The sequence below is a fragment of the Enterococcus sp. DIV0876 genome (assembly GCF_050529585.1).
In the GTDB taxonomy this organism is placed as follows: domain Bacteria; phylum Bacillota; class Bacilli; order Lactobacillales; family Enterococcaceae; genus Enterococcus_D.
In genome coordinates, this window is sequence record NZ_CP172882.1 from 955,784 (window position 1) to 974,711 (window position 18,928).

Sequence of the window (18,928 nt, forward strand, 5' to 3'; positions counted from 1 at the left end):
CAAACATCTATTAAATAACAAAAAATATCAAAATAGCTTGTACTGAGAAATATTATGTGCTATCATTCAAATCGTAATTATTACTATTTGTGTAATTAAGATTGGAAAGGAGCACTGATATAGGAAAGAACTTTGCCTAACCAGCAAGAATCAGCGGAATAGAACAAAAAGCCAAAGATGGCGGCTAAATCATTCCGAACAAAAGCAACAATGACAAACACGATTTCGAAAAAAAATAGATGGAAAGAAATCGCCTAGCTCAATAAGCAAAGGTGCGTAAATACTAGAAGCAAAGAAATGAATGGATAGGATTGCGCGCTGCAGGTGCAACTGACAAAACAAAAAATGTTCCATTTAAAATAACGCGGTTTCGCTATTTTTATTTCATTTATATTGAGAATAATTCTCAATTGTTGCAACGAATATTCTATCTTGGATTATATCTGCCTGACAGAGGTCCAACGTATCACACGCCTATGTGTTTTGGCGCTTGCCCGTGACGCAGCAGTTATTCATCTCAACCAGTGAAAACAAATCGTCTATTCGTAGAAAAGGAAGGATGCCGAATTGGAAAACCAAACCGTTCTTAAAAAATACTTGTTAAGAAAAAAAGCCCTTCTGATCAGTTCAGCTATTTTTGCTGTCCTGTCGACCATTATGCAGTTTGTCCCTTTTTATTGTATCTACAAAATCATCGAACAATTGATGCTGCATTCGTATACAGCACAATCATTGATGTACTGGGGCATGTTATCTATCTTTAGCCTAATTGGCAGTTTGCTATTTTTGTATGTGTCCTCTATGTGTTCACATATAGCCGCTTATGATATTTTATATGAAATTCGGATGGATTTATTGGCGCACCTGACCAAAGTACCGATGAGTTATTTTACACAACATTCCAGTGGGCAAATGATCAAAACAATTGATCAAGCAGTAGAAAAAATGGAATCATTCATTGCCCACCAAATACCAGATATTGTTTCTGCAGTGATCTTTCCTGTGATTTATGTTGCTTTAATGATAGGGATCGACTGGCGATTGGGATTGATTTCTTTGGTGCCGCTCTTCGTTGGTGGCGGACTGTATATGCTATTGATGGCGAAAACCATGAAAGACAATACTGTCAAACAGTATCATGATGCATTAGAAGAGATGAATAGCAATGGCGTGGAATATGTCAGGGCGATGCCAGCAGTCAAAGTATTTGATTTGTCCGTCAATAATTTCAAAAGGTTTCATCAGAGTATCCAAGACTATCGTACTTTGGTTATCGCTTGGACAAAAAAATTCAGAGGGTGCTATATTTGGTTCACTACATTCATCACATCAGTTGTTTTATTTGTGTTACCATTTGGTGCCTATCTGATCAGCCGTGATCCGCAAAACAACCACTTGGTGCTGACGGTGATGCTGTTTGTGATTCTTTCTTCTGGAACAAATGCGCCTTTTATGAAACTGATGTATGCTGCATCCACATATAGCAACGTCAGTGAAGGTGTGCAACGGGTGGATCAGATGTTTGCTGTGAAAGAAGTGGCAGAACAGCAGACAGATAAAGTGTTTGAAGATAATGGCATCCGATATGAGCATGTCCACTTTTCTTATACAAAAGACACCCCGATCCTAAAAGATGTTGACTTTGAATTGAAGCCCAATACGATGAATGCCCTCGTCGGCCCATCTGGCGGCGGTAAAAGTACCATCGCCCAATTGCTGCTGCGCTTTTATGAAGTGGAGCAAGGGGCAATAAAAATCGGGAATCTTGATATCAGAGAGGTCTCTACGGATCAGTTGATGCAAGAGGTATCCTTTGTCTTTCAAGACGTCACATTATTCAATGATACGATTGAAGCGAATATTCGGATGGGAAATATGGATGTAAGCTTTGATGAAGTCAAACGCATTGCGCAATTGGCCCGTTGTGATGTATTTATTGACAAGCTGCCAGATGGGTATCAGACAAAAATTGGTGAAAAGGGCGTATTTGTCTCAAAAGGAGAGGCACAGCGAATCTCGATTGCCCGTGCATTATTAAAAAATTCTCCGTTCCTGGTCCTGGATGAAGCGACTGCTTATGCCGATGCTGAAAATGAAGTCTATATCCAACAAGCAATCAATGCGTTGGTTGTGGGCAAAACGGTCTTGATCATTGCCCATCGCCTTTGGACGATTCAACATGTCGACCAAATTTTAGTCTGTAACAAGGGACGGATCGAACAAGTTGGTACCCACGAAGAACTTTTGGCAACCAATCAATTGTACGCGAATCTTTGGGAAATCAATACAGAAACAAAAGATTGGGGGCCGCATGCCTATGTCTAAGTTCTTCTATCATTTATCATCGGGCAACCCCCAAAAACTTGTGCCAGCTATTTTTTGGTCGACCTTTGAATCTGTTGCCCGATTAATACCCGCGGTGATTGCGTTTTATGGCATAAATGAATTGTTTGACTCTTTTCGCGGACATCGTCAATTAGAGACACGGTTGTTCGTTATTCTAGGTGTAGCCAGCCTCATTTGGTTTGTGCTGCAACTCTATATTTCGAAAGTGACCTATGACAAAGAGTATTTAGCCGCCTACGATGTGTCTGCACAAGGAAGAACTGCGCTGGCGAATCATTTGCGAAAACTTTCCTTGGGATTTCTGGATAAACGTGATCCAGGAGATTTGACCACCATGATGCTGGGGGACTATGCACAAGTTGAATCGGCCATCTCCCATATGGTGCCGCAAGCAGTTTCTGCAGGGATTTTATTGTGCATGGCATTTGTTACCTTACTGACAATCAATTGGCAATTAACACTGGGACTCTATGCACTTGTTCCGGTGGTTTTGGTGATTGTCCAGCTGTCAAATCGCTTAATGAAAAAATTGGGTGGGAAACATGTGGATGCCAAAGTCGAAAGTGCATCTAGACTGCAAGAATATCTGCAAGGTATTAAGGAAATCAAAGCATATTCCTTAGGTGGAGAAAAATTTTCGCGTATCGAAACAGCGTTTGATCGTTTGCGTACAGAATCGATCCGACTTGAAGGAACATTGGGTCCAGTAGTTATGACAACGATCTCTGTGCTGCGATTGGGGTTGCCGATTCTGATTTTTGTTGGTGGAAAATTACTGGTCGATGGGCAGATCAATGCCTCAATTTTGCTCATTTTTATTGTGGTGGCAAGTCGTATTTACGATCCATTTACAGCATTGATGATGAATTATACAGAAATGCGTTATGCCGCGATCAGTGCAGACCGCATCATGGAGATAAGGAATCAGCCGGAGATGACAGGAACCGCTGAACTAAGCGGAGATCTCACAGTTTCCTTTGACCATGTCGATTTTTCCTACAACAATGTGCAAGTTCTCCATGACATCAATCTGACGATTCAGCCGAAGACATTGACTGTTTTGGTGGGGCCATCAGGCAGTGGGAAATCGACGATAGTGAAATTGATCGCTCGCTTTTATGATGTGCAGCAGGGGAAAATCTTTATCGGTGAGCAGCAGCTAGATGATGTGAACCCAGACAATCTTTACCAGCATCTATCCATGGTGTTTCAAGATGTTTATCTATTTAAAGATACGATATTGAATAATATTCGGGTGGGTCATCCATCCGCAAGTTTTGAAGAAGTAGTAGCAGCAGCGAAGGATGCCCAATGTCACGATTTCATCATGCAGCTGCCAGATGGCTATCAGACAATGGTTGGTGAGGGAGGTTCCACACTATCCGGCGGAGAAAAACAAAGAATCAGTATTGCTCGGGCGCTGTTGAAAAAATCTGAAATCATCCTTTTGGATGAAGCCACCGCCGCATTGGATTTAGAAAATGAATGGGCGGTACAACAAGCAATCGCACAGTTAGTCAAAGATCGAACAGTCATCGTGATCGCCCATCGATTGAATACGATCATTCATGCAGATCAAATCATTGTGTTGAATAACGGTCAGGTAGTATCCAGTGGCACACATACGGAACTATATCAATCCTGTGATTTATATACACATTTGGTCAATATGCAAACAGAATCTAAAAATTGGAAATTTTCCAGAAATTGAATGGAGGAAAAGTGAATATATGAAAAATAAGCATAAACTAGCATCGAAAGATTATTTAACGATCGGTCTATACACAGTGGTCAATCTCATCGTCTCCATTGCGTTATCTGTGCTCACAACACCCTTTTTGGTTTGGGCCTATCCCTATGCGACAGCATTTGTTTTATTCTTTACGTGTCCAATCTATATTTTATTGGCCTTCAAAGTTGGCAAACGCTATACATTGCTGACCTTCGGTATCATCAGCGGTTTATTGTATACGATCATGGGGACACCCTTCGTTTTGCCATTTGCCATATTAGGGGCTGCGGTTGGAGAACTCATCTTATCGGCATTTGGTGATTACAGAAATCTTAAAGCACAAACGATTGCGTATACAATCTACAATCTGATTTATGGATTTTGCAACTATATCATTCTCGCGTTTTCTGCAGAGTATTATTTTTCAACGATGCATGTGCAAGGTGCACTGAAAGACGCGTATATCAAATATATGACCTCTCCGTTTTGGATCATCGTAGCTGTTGTCTTACTGATCATCGCCAATATATTGGGGTGCTGGTTTGGTTACCATTTGTTGAAAAAACACTTCATCAAATCGGGCCTTGTGTCGAAATAAAAAAATATTTGTTCAAGGAGCTATGGTTATAGCTCCTTTATTTGAAGAAAGGTGTGGAGCGCTTGGCGCGTAGGATTGATCCAAAAATTCAGTTTTTATTGTTGCTTTTTTTAGGATGTATCATTTTGATTTCGGGTACGCAGCAGTTGTTGATGCTCAATGTATTGGCTGGCCTATACCTGCTATACAATCAGCATTACATGGGGGCTGTGAAATTATTTTGTTTGCTTCTGATACTTTATGTTCTGAATATGTATGTTTCAGCAACCACGTATCAGTTCTTCAAATATTTGGGTTTGTTTGTTTTTTTGATTTTAAGGATTTCTCCAGTCATCGCCTTTGCTTCAGTTTTACAAGAGGTGCCCAGCGGTAAATTGATTTCATCTTTACAACAGTTGGGGATTCCCCGAAATATACTGATTACATTGGCTGTTACGCTGCGTTTTTTTCCGATTATCAAAAAGGAAAATCAAACGATCCAGTCTTCTGCTCAGTTGAGAGGCCTATCTTTCAAACAAAGCCGTAATTGGTTGCATCCCTTAAATAGTTTTGAATATTCATTTGTCCCATTGATGATGCGCACCTTAAAGATCACCGATGAATTAGCCGCATCCGCGATGACCAAAGGAATCGATTCTCCCCAAAAGAGAACCTCAATCTACGACAATCGATTAAGAGTTTCTGATTATCTGATTGCTGGTTGTGTGATTGCGGGCAGCCTATTTATTTTAGGGATAAAGATGTAACGGGAGGATACAGTGAAATGACAGCAGCGATTCAATTAAAGAACATCCATTTTTCCTATGACGAAAAAGCGCATCAGTTGAAAAATTTTGATTTAGAGATTCCCAAAGGCGCTTGTGTTCTATTAACAGGCGGATCAGGTTGTGGGAAAACGACAGTGACCCGCTTGATCAATGGATTGATCCCCAATTATTTTGAAGGTGACCTTGAAGGGGAAATCTATCTGTCAGGTAAAAATACTGCACAATTTGAAAGTTGGGAATATGGCAAATATGTAGGCAGTGTTTTTCAAGATTCGCGCGCACAATTTTTTACAGCCCATGTGTTAGATGAATTGGCTTTCGCATCAGAAAATTATGGGACTGACGCGAAAATAATTCGGCAAAGAATCAGCGATGTGCTGCAAGGAAACCAAATCACCGATTTAAGAAACCAAAAATTAGCGCATCTTTCAAGTGGTGAAAAGCAAAAAATCGCCATGAGCGCCGTCCAGGTCCATGATCCAGATATTTATGTACTAGATGAACCGTCAGCAAACCTTGATGATGCTTCTTGTCTGATTCTGGCAAAGGCACTGAATGCCTTAAAACAACAAGGCAAAACAATATTGATCGCTGATCACCGAATCTATTATTTATTAGATATCGTTGATCGTATCGTCTATATGGATAACGGCGCAATAGCCAATCAGTGGACGCAAAGGGAATTTAAACAATTGGATCCAGACTATTTGTCATTGATTGGTATCAGAAGCAGTGCTGCTATCACCTTGAAGGATGTTGTGGCGGCGTCATCGCAGCCGGAAAATAGCGAGAGCGAACGCAGCGAATCAGATGTATTGCAATTGCATCATCTTGCTGTCGGTCATGGCCTGCGAAAAGAGCCGTTGCTGCAAGGAATCAACCTCTCGATTAAGAAAGGTGAAGTGGTCGTTTTAACAGGCAAAAATGGCATCGGGAAAACCACGTTTGCTCAGACGCTTTGTGGATTGCAGAAAGAAAAATCCGGCAACATCACCTTTAACGATCAAGTGCTTTCAAAGAAGAAAAGAGTCCAAAAGTTTTGGTTTGTTTTACAAGATGCAGATTATCAGTTGTTTTCAGATAGTGTGATGAATGAATTACTTTTAGGGTTAGACAACACGCAAGCAAACCGGGCACTTGCTGCCAAATTATTACAAGAACTTGGCCTGGAACAAGTGAAAGATCAACATCCCGCTTCTTTATCAGGGGGCCAAAAGCAAAGGGTCACCTTTGCCGTTGGCTTGATGCGACAGCCGGAATATTTGATATTAGATGAACCAACTTCTGGATTGGATGCCCGTAATATGAAAAGAATGCAAAAATTGATCAAAGAATATAGCGATAGGGGAATTCGTTTTATCATCATCAGCCATGATTTTGAATTTGCCTTACGATTAGGCTGTCCCACAATCAATATGGATGCGTATCGCGTGAAGAAGATATAAAATACTAGAATTCGATGGGTGTGAGGGTCGTTTAAAAACATGAGTAGAAATCCGCAACATCTGTTTGACTGACAAAAAGGGCGGATCATGAACAAAAGTCGGACCTTGGTCAAGCATATCGAACAGCATCAACTATAAACAGCAAAGTTAGTAGAAATGACTAGCTTTGCTGTTTTTTGCTTAAGGAAAACAGGACATGCCTTTTACTTTCTCAGATGAAAATGGATTGTATGGCGAAAGAAGGTAAAGCGAGGCCCGGGATGATAGATTTCAGAGGAAATAACTGCCGCAGCCTTCTCAAATCCATCCTTTAACCAGAAATGATTCACACTATCTAAATGACAATATATTATAATGGTATTTGGTTAATCGCTTTCAATAAGATATAATAGAATAGTAAACGACTTGAAATGAGATCGCGAGGGAAATATTTTGAAAAAAATCGTATTGATTATCTTGTTTATACTATGGCGTGCTATCACCAAGAGGGGCGTTCCTGTCGCGTACGCAAAGTACCTCATGAGCTATGATCAATTAGGCTTCAGAATACTTCTTTCAGCCGCCGCCATTATCCTCTTCCACAAATATTTATTACAAAGTTTTAGAAGGGTAAAAATCGTACCATTGATCAAAATATGTCTCATCACGTCAATCGCGATCATACTCAGCGTTGGGTTGATCAATTTGCTTCTTATTGGAGATGGAAACCCATGGGTGTTCAAGTTTCCAGTAGAACAAAGGAACGCGCTATCTGTGTTTCATGTCATCATAGTCGCACCATTTTTCGAGGAGATATTTTATCGTTATACCCTTATTTACGATGGTGAAAAGCGCTGGTTGAGAATCCTCACCACGATAGGCAGTCTACTATTATTTACACTAAGTCATAGTGCCAACGTGAACGGCAACCTCCTTGCATTGTTTCCATTCCTCATCATTGGCTTCTTTCTAACGATCGCTTATTTGCGTAAGAAAAATATTTGGCACTCTATTTTTGCTCATGCGGTTTATAATTTTACTGTCATGGTTATGGCTTTGTTGTTGGGTGGGTAATCGTTTCTCGTTTCCTGATAGATTTCGTAAAACGTTGTCTTCGGTCATTCAATTTGAAAGAAGATAAGAAAATTAAGCATATTTCTTCTGCATATTTCGCTGCTTTGACATATGCTATCCACCAATACCACATGTCGTCGAGCAGAAAAATTAGACCAGGATACAAAGGAGAAAGGATTTCTAAAAAAATGTTAGAAGAAATGGTAATTGGACGACAACCAGAGTAGCGTGATAAGAGATTGATAGGGTAGCGTAACTACATCTTTTTTATATTCATAATATTTCTGCGAAAGGGCGGACAAAATGCTGCGAGAATTACCATTAAAAGATAACATAACAATTTTAACTACACCCACAGAAAATAATATATGTATCTTTTCTCATGAAAAAGCTGCGATTAAAATTTTTGAAAACGACAAAATAATTCATACTTTTGCGCATGAACTGTTCGAACAAAAGAAAATTACCATTCATGAAATTATGATGTATAAAAATGAATGGTATCTTTTTTTTTCGATGGATGATGAGAAGGCTGTCTTTATAGATAATTCTATTATTACATTAGGAAACGGAATACTAAAAATAGTACCATCCCCAAATGGAATATTAGTTGCGTATAATGAAGAGGGGATACTGTCCTCTGAAAAAGGTGGAGCTCACTATGGTCTAGTAGAATTCAATATAGATTTAAATAATTATAATGAGGTCCTTCCTCATCGTCTATCGTCGTCATTCATTGACCTAGAGGCCATATCTGCAATATCAGATAATGGAGACATCTTTCTAATTGCATATACGGATGTAGAAAAACAAATAATGATTAAATATAATTTGTTTAGCCATTTAACTGAAGTAAAAGAATTTGTGTGTGATGCTGCTATATTCGACATTTGTCATTTTAATGATTATATTTGTATATTTGCAGAAAATTTTATTTACCTATTTGATGAAACTATGTGCCTTACAGGAAAAATAGATATAAGTGAAAAAATAGGACACGAAATTTTTAATGTTCATACTAGTCAAAAAAATATTATTTTAGAAGCAGTTGGGATGTATATTGTAGTCACTATGAGTGAACTTTTAAAATGAACGACACTAAATGGACAAATGTTAATAAGGATATAGGGGTTAAAACCAAAAATATAAAGTTAATTGCTATAAAAACTTCAAAGTAATAAATACAGAAAAAAATTTTTAATAGTATTTTGATCGTCAAGTTGAAGAAGACAAAAAGGTTAGTGAATGATTCGTCCTCCATGAGTCAGCCTAAAAAATTTGATTTGCAAGAAGTTAAATTCAGACCAAAAGTGAGTTGCAATTGATAAAAACTAAATTTTTTAAAAATTTCAGTGTTAAGATCATTTATGATAAATTTATTAAACATGTCAGACAGGCACACTAGTACAAGAAATAGAATGGACAAAATATGAAAAAAATGAAATCTCCAATTGTGATATTTAGACTAAAAATGTTGAAACAAACATTTATTATGAAAGAGTATGATCGAACTTTAGACTTTGATATAAGTGATGAAACCGTAATGGAATCACTAGATGATCTTAAAATAGGTGAATTACTACAAGTAGAAGAAAGCAGACATGGCTTATTACTTGATTTCACAGCTATGATTTTATTTCAAGATGATAGTAATTTCTTTTTCCAACTATTGTCACCTCAAGATGATTTTTCTGAAAGAGTTTTTGACTCATATTTTTCAATATCAAAAGTTGACTTTAATCGATTATTGAAAATTGGTAAAATTAAAATTATTAGATTACAATAATTGGCTCTGTTGCAAAGTGTTAAAAATGATACAGCAGCTGACCGTGAATGGATATACCTACGCGGATAACAATCCGATGTGAACGTTGATATAGATGGGGATTCTGTGATAGTAGCTGATATAAGATTTATATAAGTGCAAAAATAATTTTTCCTATTGCAACAATGTTAGCCGCACTAGGTATAGGTTATTATTTGGCAAAAAAACATCATAATGACCTGATAAAATGGTAGGATACAAAAAAAGGGATTTTACGAAAATAAGTGAATCCATGTGCTGCTATCGATTGCAGCAAACATGGTAATGCTAAACGGAACTGATTTGCCACAAACGCATAGTTGGCAGCATAGTTATGGTAATGGACAAAAATATCCGAGATATACTAAAAGGAGATGGTCTTAATTTGTGGAATTATATACATGATTCGGATGAAATAGATTCTTTAAATGAAAAGTATGCAAACTTTCATGATTCATTTGTGGAAAAAATGGAGTTTTATTCAGGTATGTCACTGACTTTAGACGGATCTGTATCGTATACTAGTATGAGTATATTAACCGGTGAAGAAGGCCTGGAAAGTGATATATACGAAAACGCAAGTTTATTATTATTATTGAGTTCTCTAGAAACACCGTTTAAGATTATACTCAAATTTCAAGGAATAGTAGATTTTAATTATAATTTTTCACATAGAACCGATAATCTATTAAATGAACCTATTTTAGATTTTAAAGGTTACAGATTTCATTTTAAAACCAATGTATTTAAGGTGTCTTCAAAGACCATGGCGTACAAAATTATTATTTGAATTACTTAAATTATGGGATTTTTACTAACTTAACCACTGGTTAGGAGGTGCAAGAATAGATATGTCTACGAGGATATTAATCCGTGAGCATACGATATAAGTGAGAAGAGAACATAGACGATCGATGTCTTTTTCTGAATGAACGTGTTAGAGACCACAAAAAGTGAAAATTGTTTGCCTACTAATCTCATCATTTTTTTTGAATCATTTATTTATCATATCGTCCTTCTCGCAGTAAGTTATTTTGTCGTGATCTAATTATATTAGAGAATGATATGTTATTTTATATCAAAAAAGAAAATAGGGGGCGTGACATAAGTTAGATAGTTCCATCCTCGATATAAATAAAATGCACTCGAAAATACTCTGTTTTCGGGTGCATTTTTTTTAGTATATTTGGTTGGTTTAAACAGTATCCGGACATCGATTCAATGGAGCTGTTTAATCGATGGTTTGGAAAGAAATACTGTCAATGAAGAAGCAGTATTTTTTTATAATAACGTGATAGATACGTTTATTGAGGACGGAGAGTACTTGTATCAGTTCCACTATCCTAAATTAGTAGATGGCAAAAAAGCTGTTCAGGTTGCCTACAATCTTAATCTAGCTTCTGCTAAAGCCATTGAGGTGTATCGGCAAGTAGGTATGTCTGAAGATGGCGGCCGCATAGGCACAGTGTTGAATTTAACGCCAACCTATGCTGCCAGTGATCAGCCTGAAGATTTAGAGGCAGCGTGAATTGCTGAATTGTGAAACAACAAAATGTTCATCGTATTGCCTTCATTCAAGAACATTTGAAAGTGAAAAAAGTCGAACGAAAATTCGGCTTTTTATACTTGTTCGATTTCAAGCGCTTAGAAAGTCAGCTGAACGAATTACCGAATCGAAACCAAAATAAATAGGCACCTCATATCCTTGTTGACAGCAAGAATATGAAGCCTTGATCAGTTACAGGCTTAGAAGGGTTGATCGATCAAGTCGCCATAGTTGACACAGTTGATCAACGTTTTTGTTTGACCCAAAAATCGCCTTCATTTCTAGTAGTAAATCTACGGATTTGCCTTTTTTAGGGAACTTTTTACGTGATGTAAGGTGCTTATTTCGCTATATTAGAGGCATTGGACAATCTTGTCCGATGCCTCTTTTGTCGTCTATGATCCATGCGCAGGGGGATGGATGTGGCAAACCTGGCAAAAAAATTGCAAAGGAAATAACGCATCGAATAGGCAGGTCTAGTTGACAAAAGATTATTACCCATGAGGTGAACCTTCTGCATCCATGGGCTTACAACACTTCGATTCTAGATAACGAATAGAGCACTTTTGGAATAGCAACTTTCAAATTATGTAGGGAACACGACAAATCTTGATTTAACTCTTTTCGGTAATCTTGTTATAGTTTGAAATGTCAAAAGACAAAAGATGTTTTCTCAAAAAGATCGTTGTTTGAGAATAACGTTCAGGAGGAGGGAAATGAAAAAACGAGTAAAATATGGGTTCTTATTACCAATTATAGCTTTATTCCTATGTTTATTATCTCCTATAGATACATTAGGAACAGAAGTTCATCAGGTAGAAACAGAAGGGACAGTCCAATTCACTGGAATCTATGAGCCAATCGGCACACCGGAACCCACACCACCAGATGGTATCGTCCCGACACATCTTTTTATAATAATAAAATTCTTATTCATGACAAATAATACCATAAATGAATAATAGGTATCGAGTAAAGTCATTTATTAATCGATAAAAAATTTTTCCTATGTATTGTGTATGATCAATTTTTACAAAACAAACAACTTAGAATTTGTTATGTTCGTCAAATGAATTGTAGCATGGTGTCCGTGAAGATGTTGCTGATAGCTAAAAATAACGAAAAATGTTCATAACACATTCTTCATAAGATTCTTTCAAAAACGTGATATCGACAAATTATATATATAGTAAAGTAATGAACATGTATCAAAATCAACATAAGGTAAAAACAACTTGAACGTAATGATTTGATGAATAGGTTACAAAGCGTCTATTTTTGTTTTCTGATGTAATCGGAAAAGTGAGACATTCACTTTGGCAATGAATACGCACAAATGGTTTCACATGGATATTACTTGAGAACGGATTTTCTACTTGTAGTCATGCATAAATCTGTTAATGGAGAAATGATTTTCCTCCTCTGATTATTGACGTACTTTAGTAGTGACTATAAATTAAATAACGATAAATAACTTTATTCAATGAAGAAAATCGCTAGTATTTATAGGTGTTTTTATTGACTGAAAGTGACTGAGTTCATCCTCCAATGAGTCAATAAATCCAATCTAAAAGAACTTGACAAAGAAAAATCAAACATATAGAATTTAATCGAATTGAATAGTATTCTTCGGGGCAGGGTGTAATTCCCGACCGACGGTGACAAGCGTAATGTTTGAAGTCCGTGACCCGCATGTTTATGCGGTGGAGCCAGTGTGAATCTGGCACCGACAGTGAAAGTCTGGATGGGAGAAGAAAAAAACCACAAAATTTCAAGGGGCGCAGTGCGTCTAAAATTGATATTTTGCCGGTCTTGTTTGTCTATGCCTCGTGATCATTTCACGAGGCATTTTTTTATTGAAAGGAGGAAGGAACATGCATAACGAATACATGCGCTTGGCAATTGCAGAAGCAAAAAAGGGTCGGCACCATACGTTTACCAATCCGTTAGTCGGTGCCGTGATCGTCAAAGATCAACGAATCATTGCCAAAGGGGCTCACTTAGTTTATGGGCAGCAGCATGCGGAACGAAACGCCATCGCACAATGCCATTCCTCCGAAGACCTATTCAATTCAACTTTATACGTGACTTTAGAACCATGCAACCATCAAGGAAAACAGCCGCCTTGTACCCAGTTGATCATCGATAGCGGCATCAAGAAAGTGGTCATCGGGCAATTAGATCCCAACCCGATCGTTGCCGGACAAGGCAAACGTTATTTAGAAGAACAGGGAATTGAGGTGATGGTAGGGGTCGAAGAATCCGCGGTGCGTCACTTGAACGCGCACTACAATTTCTACCATCAGCATCAATTGCCTTACGTAGCATTGAAACAAGCCATCACCTTAGATGGTCGTATCGCAGTCGATCATCAGATCCGGAGCACGATCACTGGATCGGCAGTTTGGCAAAAGGTGCATCAAGAACGAGGAGATTATCAAGGCATTTTGGTGGGGAGCCAGACAGTGCTGACGGATGATCCAACCTTATTGACGACCACCAAAAGTCCATTTCCACCGATACGCATGGTGGTAGACCGTCGCGGGCGAGTATTGAGCCAAACACAATTGGCGCTTTTTTCGGATGCTTTGGCGCCGGTATGGATTTTTACTGAACAGGTATCTGATCGTGAACGACCACCCCACGTGACAGTAATCACGATGGATAATCTGACGATTCCCAATCTGCTAAAGGAAATCGCCACACGGCAAGTCCAATCAATTTATGTTGAAGGTGGGGCCGCAATCCATGATGCCTTTTTAGCAAGCGGACTATGGCAAGAGAGTATCACATACCTAGCACCGAAATTTCTTGGCGGCAACAGTTTAGCAAGTTTTGCTAGTCCACGTACGCCAATCAACATGCAGCAATTAGATCATGTGACGATGGAAGCAGTAGGAGCGGATATATGTATTCGAGGTAGGAGGCGAGAGGCGTGTTCACAGGATTGATTCAAGAAAAAGGCCGCATCAAGGAGATTCGCAAGCAAAGCAGAACGATCCAGCTGACTTGTAGTGCTTCAGAAAGTTTGTTGCAGGGGTATGAAATCGGAGACAGTATGGCAATCAATGGGACGTGTTTGACGGCAATCAAAAAATATGAGACCACCTTTATTGTGGATATTATGCCGGAAACTTTTCAACGGACCACCTTTAAACAACTCCCAGTAGGTGCCGAAGTCAACTTAGAACGGGCGATGGCAGCAACCCAACGTTTTGAAGGCCATTTTGTTGCCGGCCATATTGATGTGACTACGCGACTGATTCAACGAAAGCAGTTGGAGAATGCGTTGATTTTGACCTTTGCTTACCCGGCAAGTGTCCATGGAGAGATCATTCCTCAAGGTTCGATTGCGATCAACGGCGTCAGCTTGACGGTCACGCAGACGACGGCGCAGTCGTTTTCCGTTAGTTTGATTCCGCATTCCAAAGACCAGACGACCCTTGGGCAATTGACACAAGGAGAATGGGTCAATATTGAGACGGATATGATCGGGAAATATGTCAAATACCAACGAAAGTGAAAGAAGGCAGATTATGCATAAAGTAGAACAAGCAGTGGAATGGTTAAAAAAAGGCGGCTTGATCATTGTTGCCGATGATGAAAACCGTGAATCAGAAGGAGATTTGATTGGCATCGCTGAATACGCAACACCTGATGCCGTCAATTTTATGGCGACCCATGGCCGAGGATTGATTTGTGCCCCAATCGCGCAAACCATCGCTGAAAAGCTGGCGTTGCCTGAGATGACGGAAAAGAACACCGATGCTTTTGGCACCGCGTTTACGATCAGTGTCGATCATATGTCTACTAGTACGGGTATTTCCGCCAAAGACCGTGCAGCAACGATTGGCGAATTGGCGAATCCGGCAGCACAAGCCGCAGATTTTTATCGTCCGGGGCATATCTTTCCATTGATTGCACAACCGGGCGGCGTCTTGGTGCGCAGAGGTCATACGGAAGCCGCCGTTGATTTGGCAAAACTTGCAGGCGGTGTCGAAGCGGCGTACATTTGTGAAATTTTAAATGCAGATGGGACGATGGCACGGGTGCCAGAATTGAAAAAACTGGCCGATCAATGGCAACTACCATTTCTGACTATTGATGAATTGGCGGAATATTTAAGAGGAACTGCACCGATCACTGTGGACTTGCCAACTGCCTATGGTGATTTCGACCTAACATTATTCGAAGACGAATTCGGCAATGAACATCTTTTATTAGCCAAAGGCGACATACGCAATACGACCGAACCGCTGTTGTTGCGGATTCATTCGGAGTGCCTGACGGGAGATGTTTTCGGCTCCCATCGCTGTGATTGCGGGGAACAGCTGCATGTAGCGATGCGGCAAATCGAAGCCAATGGGCGTGGCGCGATTTTGTATTTACGCCAAGAAGGACGTGGAATTGGCTTAAGAAACAAACTTCGTGCATACCAACTGCAAGAACAGGGCATGGATACGTATGAAGCCAATATTGCGTTAGGTTTTGCGGCAGATGCCCGTCAGTATTCATTTGCAGCAGAAGTGTTGGGGTCTTTCGGTATCCATGAGGTCCAACTGATGACCAATAACCCGGATAAAGTGCATGCATTAGAAAAATTAGGTATCAAAGTAACCGCACGTGTGCCATTAGAAATGCCGGCACATCAAGAAAACAGCGGCTATTTGAGAACGAAAAAAGAAAAGTTTCACCATTACTTATCTATTGAATCAATCAAAGGAGAATGAAGAATGACAGTATTTGAAGGGAATTTTCACGGAGAGACAGTAAAAGTAGGGATAGTGGTTTCGCGATTCAATGAGTTTATCACCTCAAAGTTAGTTGAAGGTGCCAAAGACAACTTGGTACGTCACGGGGTCAAAGCAGAGAATATCGACATATATTGGGTGCCTGGTGCTTTCGAAATTCCATATATGACAAAGAAAATCGTAGACCACAAGCAATATGATGGCATCGTGACGTTAGGTGCCTTGATTCGCGGTGCCACCACCCATTATGAATTGATCTCAAATGAAGTGGCCAAAGGCGTAGCCCAAATTGGTCTGAATGCAGATATACCTATTATGTTTGGTGTCTTGACCACCGAAACCATTGAACAAGCGATTGAAAGAGCCGGCACAAAAGCTGGCAATAAAGGGAGTGAAGCAGCACAAGGTTTGTTAGAAATGATTTCTTTGAATAAAATGATTTTGGACAAAAACTAAAATTTCCATACTCTATGTGATTTTCAATAGATATGAATGTTGAGAATGCTGGCAAATATCGTGTTTAGAGAGACGAATACAATCGAAATTTAGTCAAAATCAGTTAGGCATCGTGCTTAGCTGATTTTTTTTCTTGCAAGATAAGTCTTTGATTAGAATAGATACGAGACTTAAAGTTGCAGTTTTTGGTCAATAACTGAAAAAGCATAAAAATACCCTTCCTGTGATAGTGTACCCAGTGGTCTTTATATTTTATTCTAAAAATAATACGCATATTTATTTAAATGTTGGCGAGTTTTTTGATGATTGTCAGTATTATACGCCAATTATGCCATTAATTTATATTTGTTTCCAACCGAAAGTGTAGAGCCGTTATTACCAAAATATGAAAAAGTGTTTAAAAAGTCAAATATTGGCAAGGGCTGTTTACGCATCAAAAAACTAGATGAGGAGAAAGTAGCGACTATCCGCTTGTTGCTGCATAAAAGCTGATAGGAACTTTAGCCTTTTTGTTCTTGTTTTATCATTTCTGGAAAATGAGTCATACATCCTACGCAACGTATTCACGAAATATGTTTGTACTGAGGGATACAGCAGGACAATAGTTCCATTGAGGGGGCAAAAAGAGGGGGCAAAAACTTTTGCGTTTTTGCGCCTTTTTATTTTTACCTGTTTATCTATATTTTTTTTTTTGATGTTTTGCACAATTATTTAATTTCATATGCGACAATAAAATCACTCATAAATGGTTGAGTGGTTTTTTAGCATTTGATCAAAAATAAAGTGCTTATTCTTGTCCACTTTTTCAGTTGTTCAAGCGTTGTATAGATGAAAGGAGAAAATCAAATGAAAGAGGATGTGACATTTGAAGAAGTATTGCTTTTATTAGGACAAGAAGTAATCAGTGTACTAGTAAAAAAAGGGAGTATGTTAGAAGATGCAGAAGATGCTGTTTCTAAAACATATGACACTATATTTTCTTCTCTGATCCATATGACACAAGATAATTTACGTCCTTGGTTTTTTAGGGTTTCTTTCAATAACTATATTGATTTACTCAGGAAAAAAAAGCGCGAAAAAGAACTGACTTTTTACTATGCTGACTCTCAGTCGAGTCTGGTAAATGAATCGGAAAAATTATGGATGCTCATCAACTCACTAAAAAGCCAAGAACAGGAATTAATAATACTTAAGTATTATTATCGTTTATCGTATGAGGATATCTCAACAATGCTAGATCAAAAAGTTGAAACAGTGAAAAAGCAATTATATAGAGCACGAAAAAAATTAAAAGCAGACTGGGAGGATGTATGATGGATTTGAATAAAAGTATCAAAAAAGCAAAAAGAAAGCAGGTAGCAATGATCAGCTGTGTTTCGATCATCAGTTTTCTTGTGATGTCGGGTATATTGGTTTTTCTATTGGATAAGGTTGCTACACATAATTATCGTGCGTTAGACCAGTCGTTGTCTGTCTATCAAACAATTGCTTCGCCAAATACACAAATTGATTCACAAGTGATTGCGAGCAGCTCTATTTTGGGTGGAGAAGTAGTGACGAACCAATCGAAAAATATTGATGGCTATACTGTGCTATGGGGGAGTTTACGTAGTAAGTATAATGTTTTGGGAAGTGACATAGACTATAATGAACTGCTTCCCTCATGGTATCATTCCGAGAAAAACTCGTATGAATATAATCGTCAAACCAAGCAAAAAGTCGCTACCTTCTATGATCCAGCAATCGAAAACTATTATGATGGGGTGAAAAATGAATTAGCTAATTTAAGTAACATGGATGATTTTCTTGCAGAAGTGGCAATTTCCTTTGATCGGCCTTATCTCTTTAGTGAAGTGAAAAAAATGTTTCCAGATAATATCAATGTTGTATGGTTATATTTGTTTTCAGAAAACAGAGACGAAAGCAAAGGGCCTTCCGGTATGCCAGTTTACGGTTTTCAATTAAGTGTTGATGGAAAGAATCAGATTGTTGATGCAGAATCTGATAAAGATTCTTTTTTCAGCGCATTTGAGACCTACGCTGCGCCCATGAGTAACCAAGAAATGGCTGATTTTATACAGGATAATCAAAATAAGAACGTAGATGATATAGAAGTCTTAGGGGCAATGGTTACAGGACAAGTAAAGAATTTGGTTGAACTAAAGGATAAAAGCTTTGTTAGGGGCAGCTCCATCGGGGTAACAGTGCCACGTGTTCCATACATTGTACCGGAAAAATAGTAATCTTTTTGAAAATGATAGTGAAAACTCTGTTTAGCTAAAAGACTAGCTAATTCTTCATTAGAATTTTTTCCATTACATAAGTCGTAAATTCTTACTCCGGTTTCATTAACTTCATAAGTCGTATTTTCCATTCACGTTGATAGAATACTTCTTTTTTTATGTCCGTTTTGACTCCGAAAGTCTGAGT

General features: G+C 38.6%; 18 protein-coding genes, 1 pseudogene and 1 riboswitch. All 19 genes and pseudogenes read left to right on the plus strand.

Translation table 11 applies throughout. The annotated features are described in order from the left end of the window. Positions 1 to 567 precede the first annotated feature (567 nt). The 19 genes and pseudogenes from IGI41_RS04430 to IGI41_RS04520 all read left to right on the plus strand — a co-directional run bounded on the left by IGI41_RS04430 (position 568) and on the right by IGI41_RS04520 (position 18,738). Positions 568 to 2,325, plus strand: a complete 1,758-nt coding sequence (locus IGI41_RS04430) for an ABC transporter ATP-binding protein (RefSeq protein ID WP_430611606.1) — start codon at positions 568 to 570, stop codon at positions 2,323 to 2,325. Next, a complete protein-coding gene (locus tag IGI41_RS04435) occupies positions 2,318 to 4,057 on the plus strand; it encodes an ABC transporter ATP-binding protein (RefSeq protein ID WP_430611609.1) in 1,740 nt (579 codons plus the stop codon). Before IGI41_RS04430 ends, IGI41_RS04435 begins: the two co-directional genes overlap by 8 nt. Before the next feature lie 19 nt (positions 4,058 to 4,076). Beyond that, the gene (locus IGI41_RS04440; protein ID WP_430611611.1) at positions 4,077 to 4,676 is read left to right on the plus strand and encodes an MptD family putative ECF transporter S component; all 600 of its coding nucleotides are present in this window, start codon (positions 4,077 to 4,079) and stop codon (positions 4,674 to 4,676) included. 62 nt (positions 4,677 to 4,738) lie between these two features. Then, positions 4,739 to 5,422: an energy-coupling factor transporter transmembrane component T gene (locus IGI41_RS04445; protein WP_430611613.1), complete on the plus strand. Its 684-nt coding sequence runs from the start codon at positions 4,739 to 4,741 to the stop codon at positions 5,420 to 5,422. Between the two features lie 17 nt (positions 5,423 to 5,439). Further along, entirely contained in the window at positions 5,440 to 6,888 is a 1,449-nt protein-coding gene (locus tag IGI41_RS04450) for an ABC transporter ATP-binding protein (RefSeq protein ID WP_430611615.1), read from the plus strand. A gap of 519 nt (positions 6,889 to 7,407) precedes the next feature. After that, the gene (locus tag IGI41_RS04455; RefSeq protein ID WP_430611617.1) at positions 7,408 to 7,941 is read left to right on the plus strand and encodes a CPBP family intramembrane glutamic endopeptidase; all 534 of its coding nucleotides are present in this window, start codon (positions 7,408 to 7,410) and stop codon (positions 7,939 to 7,941) included. Positions 7,942 to 8,244: 303 nt separating this feature from the next. Then, positions 8,245 to 9,033, plus strand: coding sequence for a SufE protein (locus tag IGI41_RS04460; RefSeq protein WP_430611619.1), 789 nt, complete (start codon positions 8,245 to 8,247; stop codon positions 9,031 to 9,033). A gap of 337 nt (positions 9,034 to 9,370) precedes the next feature. Continuing rightward, positions 9,371 to 9,727 (plus strand): hypothetical protein, encoded by a 357-nt coding sequence (locus IGI41_RS04465; protein ID WP_430611621.1) that lies wholly within the window; start codon positions 9,371 to 9,373, stop codon positions 9,725 to 9,727. Between the two features lie 352 nt (positions 9,728 to 10,079). Beyond that, the gene (locus tag IGI41_RS04470; RefSeq protein WP_430611623.1) at positions 10,080 to 10,535 is read left to right on the plus strand and encodes a hypothetical protein; all 456 of its coding nucleotides are present in this window, start codon (positions 10,080 to 10,082) and stop codon (positions 10,533 to 10,535) included. A gap of 387 nt (positions 10,536 to 10,922) precedes the next feature. Continuing rightward, a pseudogene (locus IGI41_RS04475) lies at positions 10,923 to 11,270 on the plus strand (family 1 glycosylhydrolase); the annotation flags it as partial. A gap of 14 nt (positions 11,271 to 11,284) precedes the next feature. Continuing rightward, positions 11,285 to 11,437 (plus strand): hypothetical protein, encoded by a 153-nt coding sequence (locus IGI41_RS04480; protein ID WP_430611625.1) that lies wholly within the window; start codon positions 11,285 to 11,287, stop codon positions 11,435 to 11,437. 570 nt (positions 11,438 to 12,007) lie between these two features. Further along, the gene (locus IGI41_RS04485; RefSeq protein WP_430611627.1) at positions 12,008 to 12,253 is read left to right on the plus strand and encodes a hypothetical protein; all 246 of its coding nucleotides are present in this window, start codon (positions 12,008 to 12,010) and stop codon (positions 12,251 to 12,253) included. 659 nt (positions 12,254 to 12,912) lie between these two features. Beyond that, positions 12,913 to 13,051, plus strand: a riboswitch (FMN riboswitch). 114 nt (positions 13,052 to 13,165) lie between these two features. Next, positions 13,166 to 14,242 carry a bifunctional diaminohydroxyphosphoribosylaminopyrimidine deaminase/5-amino-6-(5-phosphoribosylamino)uracil reductase RibD gene (gene ribD, locus IGI41_RS04490; RefSeq protein WP_430611629.1) on the plus strand — a complete coding sequence of 359 codons (1,077 nt, stop codon included), beginning with the start codon at positions 13,166 to 13,168 and terminating at the stop codon, positions 14,240 to 14,242. After that, complete coding sequence (locus tag IGI41_RS04495; RefSeq protein WP_430611631.1) at positions 14,227 to 14,814, plus strand: riboflavin synthase; 588 nt, start codon at positions 14,227 to 14,229, stop codon at positions 14,812 to 14,814. Before ribD ends, IGI41_RS04495 begins: the two co-directional genes overlap by 16 nt. 13 nt (positions 14,815 to 14,827) lie before the next feature. Beyond that, positions 14,828 to 16,021, plus strand: coding sequence for a GTP cyclohydrolase II (ribA, locus tag IGI41_RS04500; RefSeq protein ID WP_430611633.1), 1,194 nt, complete (start codon positions 14,828 to 14,830; stop codon positions 16,019 to 16,021). Positions 16,022 to 16,024: 3 nt separating this feature from the next. After that, positions 16,025 to 16,498, plus strand: a complete 474-nt coding sequence (ribH, locus tag IGI41_RS04505) for a 6,7-dimethyl-8-ribityllumazine synthase (RefSeq protein ID WP_430611635.1) — start codon at positions 16,025 to 16,027, stop codon at positions 16,496 to 16,498. A gap of 306 nt (positions 16,499 to 16,804) precedes the next feature. Then, a complete protein-coding gene (locus IGI41_RS04510) occupies positions 16,805 to 16,990 on the plus strand; it encodes a hypothetical protein (RefSeq protein ID WP_430611637.1) in 186 nt (61 codons plus the stop codon). A 354-nt stretch (positions 16,991 to 17,344) separates the two neighbouring features. After that, complete coding sequence (locus tag IGI41_RS04515) at positions 17,345 to 17,812, plus strand: RNA polymerase sigma factor (protein WP_430611639.1); 468 nt, start codon at positions 17,345 to 17,347, stop codon at positions 17,810 to 17,812. Beyond that, the gene (locus IGI41_RS04520; protein ID WP_430611641.1) at positions 17,812 to 18,738 is read left to right on the plus strand and encodes an anti sigma factor C-terminal domain-containing protein; all 927 of its coding nucleotides are present in this window, start codon (positions 17,812 to 17,814) and stop codon (positions 18,736 to 18,738) included. The genes IGI41_RS04515 and IGI41_RS04520 overlap by 1 nt, the downstream gene beginning before the upstream one ends. The last annotated feature ends 190 nt before the right edge of the window (positions 18,739 to 18,928 follow it).